Annotated in this window: 10 protein-coding genes; 9 read left to right on the forward strand and 1 reads right to left on the reverse strand. The window is 40.0% G+C overall.

All coding sequences use genetic code 11. From position 1 onward, the window contains the following. Window positions 1-1,077, forward strand: a 1,077-nt coding sequence (locus tag ACESK1_RS10485; protein WP_372920133.1) for a LysM peptidoglycan-binding domain-containing protein, incomplete at its 5' end; no start/stop codon positions are given. Window positions 1,078-1,099: 22 nt separating this feature from the next. After that, window positions 1,100-2,080, forward strand: coding sequence for a DUF4837 family protein (locus ACESK1_RS10490; RefSeq protein WP_372920134.1), 981 nt, complete (start codon window positions 1,100-1,102; stop codon window positions 2,078-2,080). Between the two features lie 53 nt (window positions 2,081-2,133). Here the strand turns inward: ACESK1_RS10490 and tatA are convergent, their stop codons facing one another. After that, window positions 2,134-2,325, reverse strand: coding sequence for a twin-arginine translocase TatA/TatE family subunit (gene tatA, locus ACESK1_RS10495; protein ID WP_372920135.1), 192 nt, complete (start codon window positions 2,323-2,325; stop codon window positions 2,134-2,136). Window positions 2,326-2,564: 239 nt separating this feature from the next. Here tatA and ACESK1_RS10500 point away from each other — a divergent pair, with 239 nt between their 5' ends. The 7 genes from ACESK1_RS10500 to ACESK1_RS10530 all read left to right on the forward strand — a co-directional run. Further along, window positions 2,565-3,434 carry a M23 family metallopeptidase gene (locus tag ACESK1_RS10500; RefSeq protein WP_372920136.1) on the forward strand — a complete coding sequence of 290 codons (870 nt, stop codon included), beginning with the start codon at window positions 2,565-2,567 and terminating at the stop codon, window positions 3,432-3,434. 6 nt (window positions 3,435-3,440) lie between these two features. Then, window positions 3,441-4,940 (forward strand): GH3 auxin-responsive promoter family protein, encoded by a 1,500-nt coding sequence (locus tag ACESK1_RS10505; protein WP_372920137.1) that lies wholly within the window; start codon window positions 3,441-3,443, stop codon window positions 4,938-4,940. A 3-nt stretch (window positions 4,941-4,943) separates the two neighbouring features. Further along, the gene (locus tag ACESK1_RS10510) at window positions 4,944-6,629 is read left to right on the forward strand and encodes a hypothetical protein (RefSeq protein ID WP_372920138.1); all 1,686 of its coding nucleotides are present in this window, start codon (window positions 4,944-4,946) and stop codon (window positions 6,627-6,629) included. 8 nt (window positions 6,630-6,637) lie between these two features. Next, the gene (gene rfbC, locus ACESK1_RS10515; RefSeq protein WP_372920139.1) at window positions 6,638-7,183 is read left to right on the forward strand and encodes a dTDP-4-dehydrorhamnose 3,5-epimerase; all 546 of its coding nucleotides are present in this window, start codon (window positions 6,638-6,640) and stop codon (window positions 7,181-7,183) included. Next, window positions 7,180-8,043: a dTDP-4-dehydrorhamnose reductase gene (gene rfbD, locus ACESK1_RS10520; protein WP_372920140.1), complete on the forward strand. Its 864-nt coding sequence runs from the start codon at window positions 7,180-7,182 to the stop codon at window positions 8,041-8,043. The genes rfbC and rfbD overlap by 4 nt, the downstream gene beginning before the upstream one ends. A gap of 26 nt (window positions 8,044-8,069) precedes the next feature. Beyond that, complete coding sequence (locus ACESK1_RS10525; RefSeq protein ID WP_372920141.1) at window positions 8,070-9,059, forward strand: UDP-glucuronic acid decarboxylase family protein; 990 nt, start codon at window positions 8,070-8,072, stop codon at window positions 9,057-9,059. 29 nt (window positions 9,060-9,088) lie between these two features. Next, the coding region (locus tag ACESK1_RS10530) for a glycosyltransferase family 2 protein (RefSeq protein WP_372920142.1) at window positions 9,089-9,203 on the forward strand (115 nt) is incomplete at its 3' end.

Genomic DNA, 9,203 nt, shown 5'->3' on the forward strand with positions numbered 1-9,203 from the left:
ATGTTTGAGCAGGAACTGGATAAATACGATATTCCGCTGGAGATTAAATACCTGGCAATTGTGGAATCTGCACTTAATCCAAGGGCGCGTTCCCGGGTGGGAGCTACCGGTTTATGGCAATTCATGTTTGCTACAGGGAAAATGCTTGATCTGAATGTGAGTTCATATGTAGATGAGCGAATGGATCCGGAACGTTCTACCGAAGCGGCTGCGAAATACCTCGCAAGCCTCTACAAATCTTTTGGAGATTGGGATATGGTTCTAGCCTCTTATAATTCGGGGCCTGGAAATGTTTCGAAAGCCATAAGAAGAAGTGGAGGCTCCACTAATTACTGGGAACTTAGAAGATTCCTTCCACGTGAAACTGCAGGGTATGTTCCGGCTTTCCTTGCTACCCTTTATATTTTTGAATATGCCGAAGAACATGATTTTCAGCCTAAAAAACCTGAAGTTGCTTTCTTTGAAACCGATACGATCAGGGTAAAAGAAATGCTCACCTTTGATCATATTTCAAAAGTTACAGGGATTGAGAAAGAAATGCTTCAGTTTCTTAATCCAAGTTATAAACTGGACATCATTCCGCATGTGGAAGATAAGAATTACAGCATTAGGTTGCCGAGATCTGTTTCCGGTGCATTTGTATCTAATGAAGCTGAGATCTATGAATATGTAACTCAGGATCTGGCGGAAAAGAAAAAATCACTACCTAATTATATTGAAGCCGATGAGAGAATTAGGTATAAGGTGAAAAGCGGTGATTATCTCGGTAAAATTGCCGAAAGTTATGGCGTAGGAGTAAGCCAAATTAAAAGCTGGAACACCCTGAGGTCTAATAATTTGAGAGTTGGGCAATACCTAACCATATATCCCAGAAGACCTGTCGTTTCTGAAAGCTCATCAGCTTCCAATACTAAGGCTAATAACACTTCAAAAACATATACAGTTAAAAGAGGAGATTCATTATGGAGTATTTCCCGTAAGTTTCCGGGAGTTACGGTACAGAATTTGAGGGCTTGGAATAATGTAGGTACATCAAGCCTTAAACCCGGCATGAAACTTAAGGTTTCTAAGGGATAATATGAAACTCAAATTAAACCAAATGAAAAAATCTTTAGTTCTTCTTTTCTCTTTAGTTCTTTTTATTTCCTGTAATGACCAAAACGGCGACGAAAGCGAAAGAATTCTTGTAGACTCCTCGGGAAATATCAATCAGATTACTTTAATTATTGAAAACAAACTCTGGGAAGGACCCGTTGGGGAAGCTCTTAGGGATAATTTTGCTGCTACGGTAGATGGTTTGCCCCAGGAAGAACCCATTTTTAGTCTTAAACAAGTTCCGCCGGAAACATTCACAGGCTTTGTGAGAAGAAATCGTTCTTTTATCAAAGTAGAAAAAGGCAATGAAGCCGGGATGAAAGTGATTAAAGATATGTATGCAAGACCCCAAACAGGGATAATTATTTCTGGATCTAATGAGGAAGAACTTGTTCATGCGGTAAATGAAGGTGCTGATAAGGTAATTGCGATGTTCCTGGAGACCGAAATGAAGGAGAAGCAACGGCGTATGGCAAAATCCTTAGGAAAGGATGAAAAACTCGAGGAGAAGTTTGGACTTTCCCTTAAATTTCCATCTATTTTTCGCTATGCCGTAGAAGAAGATGACTTTACCTGGCTTAGAAAGGAGATCACCAAGGGGAATATGGAGCTTTTGATTTATGAGGTGCCAATCAGTCAAATTGAGAAAGACACCAATATAATTGGCAACATCATCAAAATGAGAGATTCTATTGGTATAGCTCATATTCCGGGACCGGTTGAAGGAAGTTATATGATAACTGAAGAAGCCTATGCCCCTTATCTTTTTGAAACAGAAATAGACGGTAAGTTCGCTTACGAGACCCGTGGAACCTGGGAGGTTAAAAACGCTTTTATGGCCGGGCCTTTTGTGAACTATGCTATTAAAGATGAAGCTAACGATAGGTATGTGGTAGTAGAAGGTTTTGTTTTTTCTCCATCAAGAGGAAAAAGGGATAATATCTTCGAGCTGGATGCCATCATCAAAACTGCAAAGATCAGATAAAGAAAAAGCCCAACTTATAGAGTTGGGCTTGATTTTTATACTGTTTAAGGTAGTTATTTCTTATCTTCAGGAACCTTATTATCCTCATTATCATCTTTGGAAGCATCCTTGAATTCTTTAATTCCACTACCTAATCCTCTCATTAATTCAGGAATTTTTCTACCTCCAAATAACAACAAAACCACAATTACAATCAATATGATTTGTGGAGCTCCTATCGCCAATGGTAAAATAAATGCATTCATAACTTTAATTTAGATTTCACAAACTTAATAAGAATTCATCAAAATATACCTTAATAGCTAAAAATTAATTTAGAGGTAAACCTTTAATTCCTTCATTATAAGCAGCTTCAAATTTCGAGCCATTGCTTTATAATTTTGAAATTAGATCAAAAACAAGCAGCTTATGGAATCTATTTTGATAATCAAAACCCAATTGCACCGAGAATTTTTAATTTATCTTTGTAAACCCAGTATAAAATATGGCAGAAAATAAGAGACATAAAAAGAAGTTCACTAAAAAATTACTTCATAAATACCGGTTGGTAGTTTTAAATGAAGATACTTTTGAGGAGCGGCTTTCTTTTAAGCTAACCCGGCTTAATGTCTTTGTAACCGTTACTTTAAGTGCAATATTTTTAGTAGCCGCCACTACCGTAATTATTGCTTTTACACCGCTCAGAGAGTATATTCCCGGATATTCTTCTCCTGAATTGAAGAACCGGGCAGTTGAGCTAGCCTACAAATCTGATTCCCTTCAAAATGTTCTAAAATTAAATAGTCAATATCTAAATTCTATAAGAGATGTCTTAACCGGAGAAGCCGAAACAGGTTCCCTTAACCGGGATTCTTTGATGGAAAGTCCGCCGCCACCTGAAGAAGTTGAGGCGATTGAGCCATCCCGTGCAGATTCCATTTTACGGGAAGAGGTTGCCCAGGAAGACAAATATAACATCCTGGCCTCTGCAGCAGATAACGTTGACTTTTCCTTGTTTCCACCTGTAAAAGGAGCTATTTCTGAAGGTTTCAACTTGGAAGACAGGCATTATGCTGTAGATATTGTAGTTCCAAAGAATTCAGCAGTAAAATCGGTGGCTGAAGGGAGAGTGATTTTTTCAGAATGGACTACACAAACCGGTTATGTGATTATTGTAAGGCATAACTACGGATTGCTTTCGGTTTATAAACATAATGCCTCCTTGACCAAAGAACAGGGAGATATTGTAAAAACCGGGGAGGTGATAGCAACTGCAGGTTCTACCGGAGAATATACCAGCGGTCCCCATTTGCATTTTGAACTCTGGAATGAAGGAGTGCCGGTAGACCCAACCGATTACATTGATTTTGATTAAAACTATATGTCTTTAAAATCCATAGGAGCAAAGATTTTTGCCCGATACATTCGAAAAAAAATAGATGCCTGGGCTTCTAAACCTGAAGCCATTCAGCAAAAGGTTTTCAAAGACCTGATTGATCAGGCTAAAAATACCCAATTTGGGAAAGATCATGATTTTTCCGGTATTGAAAATTATCGTGATTTTGCTGAAAAGGTTCCGGTTAGAGACTACGAAGAACTGAAACCCTGGGTAGATAAAATGGTCGCCGGAGAAGCTGATGTTTTATGGCCTGGAAAACCGCTTTATTATGCTAAAACCTCGGGAACTACCAGCGGTGCTAAGTATATTCCGCTTACAAAGGAATCTATGCCCACCCATATTAACGCCGCCCGAAATGCCATATTATGTTATATCGCCGAAACCGGAAATGCTTCTTTTGTAGACGGAAAAATGATCTTTCTGCAAGGAAGTCCCGAACTAGAGGAGAAAAACGGAGTGAAACTAGGCCGACTTTCGGGGATTGTTGCCCATTATGTGCCTTCATACCTTCAGAAGAACAGGATGCCCAGTTGGGAAACCAATTGTATTGAAGACTGGGAAACCAAGGTAGATGCTATAGTTGAAGAAACCCGAAATGAAGATATGACGGTTATTAGCGGGATTCCATCCTGGGTGCAGATGTATTTTGAACGCCTCCAACAAAAAACCGGACAAAAGGTGGGAGACCTCTTTAAAAACTTCGAACTTTTTATATACGGTGGAGTGAATTATGAGCCTTACCGGGCCAAATTTGAAAATCTAATCGGCCGAAAAGTTGATAGTATTGAGCTATACCCTGCTTCTGAAGGATTTTTTGCATTTCAGGATAAACAAAGCGAGAAAGGAATGCTCTTACAGTTGGATTCCGGCATGTTCTACGAATTCATTAAGACCGATGAATTTTTTGATGAAAATCCTAAACGACTTACTATTGGTGAGGTAGAAACCGGCGTTAACTATGTGATGCTTATTTCCAGTAATGCTGGACTTTGGGCATACAACCTTGGAGATACGGTGCAGTTTACTTCAACTAAACCCTACAGGGTGATAGTTTCAGGAAGGATCAAGCACTTTATATCGGCCTTTGGAGAGCATGTTATCGCCAAGGAAGTAGAAGAGGCCATGCAAGTCGCTACGGAGCACACTAAGGCGCGTATAAGCGAATTTACGGTAGCCCCACAGATTACTCCCGATAATGATGAATTGCCCTACCACGAATGGTTTATTGAATTTGAAAAAGAACCTGAAGATTTAGACGCCTTCAGAAAAATTCTTGATAAATCTCTTCAGGAGCAAAATTCTTATTATTTTGATCTTATTGAAGGAAAAATACTTCAACCTTTAAAAATCAGCCGGATTCCCGCAAACGGATTTCAGAAGTACATGAAATCCATCGGAAAACTTGGTGGACAGAATAAGCTGCCACGACTGGCCAACGACAGGAAAATTGCAGCAGTTCTGGAAGAAATTATAAATGTATAATATATGGTGAATTTAAAACTACAAGGCCGTACCAGGGCACAGGAAAGTACACACGCCATCGAGCGAATGTACATTACTATGCGGCACCTTTTTAACCGGGGATTTTATAAACCAATGGGAATTTCAGGAGAAACCTTACGTGAAGCTTTGTTGACTCTAAGACCTGAGATTTATGGTTCCATTGCCGAAGATAAAGTAGAGCTAAACGGACTCCTGTATGTCGTTGACAGACTTCCAATTGGTATTGAGGAATGTACCTATATCAACTTAACCAGCGATGAGGGTTACGGAAATTCTCATTTTCAGCCCATCGTACCGCCCAAACGTCGTAGAAACTGCTACAGGATTGATGAAGAGCAAATGAATATTGAGATAACCCGGGGACGATCTGAGATATACGATATTCTTACGCATCTTACTTTTCTTTTTGTGGAATCCCATAAAATAATGAGACGCGTGCTAATTGATGAAGAAGGTAGTGTGACCAGGGATTGGGAAAAACTTGAAAAAGCAGTGCTGCAGGATACCGAACTCAGCAGAGAAGAGCGTGAAGTAGCTTTGACGCATACCGCAAATATTCTTGGCCGTACTTTTAGCGAAGTACTCACTCTATATCCAAAATTTGCTTCCACCGGGCAACCGGAACGTTTTCTTAATATAATTTACAATCTGGGAAAACTCGCCATTGCCGAAACGGTAAGAAATGAAAAGCGTATTATTACGTTTAGTCCGGTATTACGCGAAAGATTAGGTCATCATATCCACGGGGAGATCTGGGCCGATAATATCAAGCAATTTCTTCTGAAGGAAAACCTTTTGCATCGCCCCATTCACATTATCAGTGCGAATATGCATAGCGTAATGAACACGCTATATACACCGGTGGCTTTAAAAGAGGAGCTGAAAAAGAAAAAAGTCCTTGAAATTTACGAAGCGCTTAGCGATAGCGGAAATGGGAAGTTGCGGAATAAGGTGATGAAAACAGCCCTGGACAAAGGGATGAATTTTTTAGAAGATAAAAGCGGAACCAATATAGATGTTCAGGTTTTTGATACTGCTAAACTCAAAAACGGCTATAACGGAAAGAAATCGGGGCTTAAAAACGATGAAAAGCCTGTACTTGTAGTGATGGATTATGCCTTTGGAGAGCAGGCCTACGAAACCATGGATGAGCTTTTAAAACCTTATAATTTTGAAGGAAACGAGATAAAAATGAATGTAGCTTCTATTTCCATAATGGGAAAAGCTGGCATTCTTGACGGCGGAAAAGGAGATATTATGATCCCTACCGCCCACGTTTTTGAAGGTACGGCCGATAATTACCCCTTCAGAAATCAACTCAAAAAACAAGCCCTGGAAGGAAATGGGATCAAGATAGTCGATGGAGCTATGATCACGGTTTTAGGAACTTCCCTTCAGAATAAAGATATTTTGAAATTCTTCCATGACTCTACCTGGAACGTGAGCGGCCTGGAGATGGAAGGAGCCCACTACCAGAAAGCCATTCAGGCGGCCTCCAAACTGCGGGGAAGTATAAAAGAAGATGTAAAAGTGAGATATGCTTATTATGCTTCGGATAATCCCTTAGAAACGGGAAGCACCCTGGCATCAGGCGGTTTAGGAACCACCGGTGTAAAACCCACTTATTTGATAACCGAAAAGATCCTTGACCAGGTCTTTGAAAACTAAACCAATAAATGCAGGTAGAAGAAACACCTCTAAAAGATTGTTTTATCATAAAACCCGACATTTATAAAGATAAACGGGGTCTTTTTTTAGAGAGTTATCACAAGAAGAAGTTTATCGATCTTACAGGAATCACTAAAGAGTTTGTTCAGGATAATCAGTCGATTTCCAGACATGGAGTTTTGCGTGGCCTGCATTATCAACGAGGAGAGTTTGGTCAAACTAAATTAGTGCGCGCTATTTATGGGGAAGTACTTGATGTGGTGGTAGATCTCAGACCGGAATCACCTACTTTTAAACAGGTTTTTAAAACCATTCTTGATGATGTGAATCTGCACCAGCTTTATATTCCGAAAGGCTTCGGACACGGGTTTGTAACGCTTTCTGAAACTTCTGTTTTTGCCTATAAATGTGATGAATATTACCATCCCGATGCTGAAGGCGGCATAATTTATAACGATCCTGATCTTGCCATAGATTGGGAGTTTCCGGTGGAAAAAATGATCATTTCAGATAAAGATCTTGCGCAGCCAAGCCTAAAACAAGTCTTTGGATGAAAAAAGTCTTGGTAACAGGTGCTTCAGGCCAGCTGGGAAAATGTTTCCAAAAGATAGCTTCGGAATATCCTGAAATGGAATTAAGAAATTTTAATTCTTCTGAACTCGATATCACCGATCAAAACCGGCTTCAGCAAATATTTTCTGAAGAAAACCCGGAATATTGTATTAACTGCGCGGCTTATACCAATGTAGAAAAGGCCGAAGATGATGAAGAAACCGCCTTTAAGATCAATGCTGAAGCGGTCAAAAACCTGGCTGAGGTTTGTAAAAATACAGGAACGGTTTTAATCCATATTTCGACCGATTATGTTTTTGACGGGAAAGCAACCAATGCTTACCGGGAAACCGATGTGGTTAACCCAATCAATGTCTACGGCGCCTCCAAGCTGAAAGGGGAGGAGTATATCAGGCAGATATTGGATCAACATTTTATTTTCAGAACTTCCTGGTTATACTCTGAATTCGGTCATAATTTTTTCAATACCATTTTAAAAAAAGCAGAGGAAGGAGCCACACTTAATATTACCACCTCCCAAACAGGTACTCCCACCAATGCCAATGATCTTGCAGATTTTATACTTCAGTTGATTAGAGAAGAGAATTCAGAATTCGGACTTTATCATTACAGCAATTTAGGTGAGGCTACCTGGTATGATTTTGCAAAGGCTATTCTGGAGTTTTCAGGAAAGATAGATCAGGTTACGCTTAATAAAAGCGGTTATTATAAAACCCGGGCTGAACGGCCGACATATAGCGTTTTAGATAAACAAAAATTGCAAGAAACCTTTAAAAAACTGGTGCTTCACTGGCGTGATAGTCTTGAAGATCTTATCATCAATAGGTTTCGTAAAATTTAAGTAATTTACGGGAATAAACGAATTTTATGGCAAAACGAATACTTATTACCGGTGCAGCCGGCTTCCTGGGATCTCATTTATGTGACCGATTTATAAAAGAAGGGTTTCAGGTGATTGGAATGGATAATCTCATAACCGGAGATCTCAAAAACATTGAACATCTTTTTGGGAACGAGAATTTTGAGTTTCTGCATCACGATGTTACCAGATTTGTGCACGTGCCGGGAGAACTTGATTATATACTTCATTTTGCCTCGCCTGCCAGCCCAATAGATTACCTTAAAATACCGATTCAAACGCTGAAAGTTGGATCTGTTGGAACCCTGCACTGTCTTGGTCTGGCTAAAGAAAAAAATGCGAGAATCCTTATCGCTTCTACTTCTGAAGTATATGGCGATCCTCTGGTGCATCCTCAAAATGAAGATTACTACGGAAATGTAAATTCCATTGGACCGCGTGGGGTTTATGATGAAGCCAAACGTTTTATGGAATCTATTACTATGGCTTACCATCGCTTTCACGGCCTGGAAACTAGGATTGCCAGGATCTTTAATACTTACGGCCCAAGAATGCGCCTGAATGACGGGCGGGTTATTCCCGCATTTATCGGCCAGGCATTACGTGGAGAAGACTTATCTGTTTTTGGGGATGGCCTGCAAACCCGCTCTTTCTGCTTTGTAGACGATCAAATTGAGGGAATTTACCGCCTTTTACTTAGCGATTATACTGAACCGGTTAACATAGGTAACCCCGACGAGATCACCATCCTGGATTTTGCTGAAGAGATCATTAAACTCACCGGGACCAATCAGAAAATTGTTTACCAGGAGCTTCCGCAGGATGATCCTCTGCAGCGTCAGCCCGATATAACAAGAGCTAAGGAAGTTTTAGGTTGGGAACCAAAGGTAACCCGGCAGGAAGGCATGAAAATAACCTATGAATATTTCAAGAGCCTGAGTCCTGGAGATCTGGAAAAAAGCGAGCATAAAGATTTTTCCAAACATATTAGAAGATAATGAATCAGGATGCTTTGGTTTCTGTAATAATGCCGGCTTATAATGCTGAAAGTTTTATTGAAGCCTCAATACAATCTGTCAGAGAGCAAACCTATTCCAACTGGGAATTGCTTGTGATCGATGATGCTTCAGAAGACCAGACTT

Origin of the sequence: Salegentibacter sp. (assembly GCF_041642575.1) — a bacterium.
In the GTDB taxonomy this organism is placed as follows: Bacteria; Bacteroidota; Bacteroidia; order Flavobacteriales; family Flavobacteriaceae; genus Salegentibacter.

Bases quoted from the DNA above. Each gene is read 5' to 3' on its own strand.
- ACESK1_RS10525 (WP_372920141.1), top strand. From the start codon at position 8,070: ATGGCAAAACGAATACTTATTACCGGTGCAGCCGGCTTCCTGGGATCT.
- tatA (WP_372920135.1), bottom strand. From the start codon at position 2,325: ATGAATGCATTTATTTTACCATTGGCGATAGGAGCTCCACAAATCATA.
- ACESK1_RS10505 (WP_372920137.1), top strand. From the start codon at position 3,441: ATGTCTTTAAAATCCATAGGAGCAAAGATTTTTGCCCGATACATTCGA.
- ACESK1_RS10500 (WP_372920136.1), top strand. From the start codon at position 2,565: ATGGCAGAAAATAAGAGACATAAAAAGAAGTTCACTAAAAAATTACTT.
- ACESK1_RS10510 (WP_372920138.1), top strand. From the start codon at position 4,944: ATGGTGAATTTAAAACTACAAGGCCGTACCAGGGCACAGGAAAGTACA.
- ACESK1_RS10490 (WP_372920134.1), top strand. From the start codon at position 1,100: ATGAAAAAATCTTTAGTTCTTCTTTTCTCTTTAGTTCTTTTTATTTCC.
- rfbC (WP_372920139.1), top strand. From the start codon at position 6,638: ATGCAGGTAGAAGAAACACCTCTAAAAGATTGTTTTATCATAAAACCC.
- rfbD (WP_372920140.1), top strand. From the start codon at position 7,180: ATGAAAAAAGTCTTGGTAACAGGTGCTTCAGGCCAGCTGGGAAAATGT.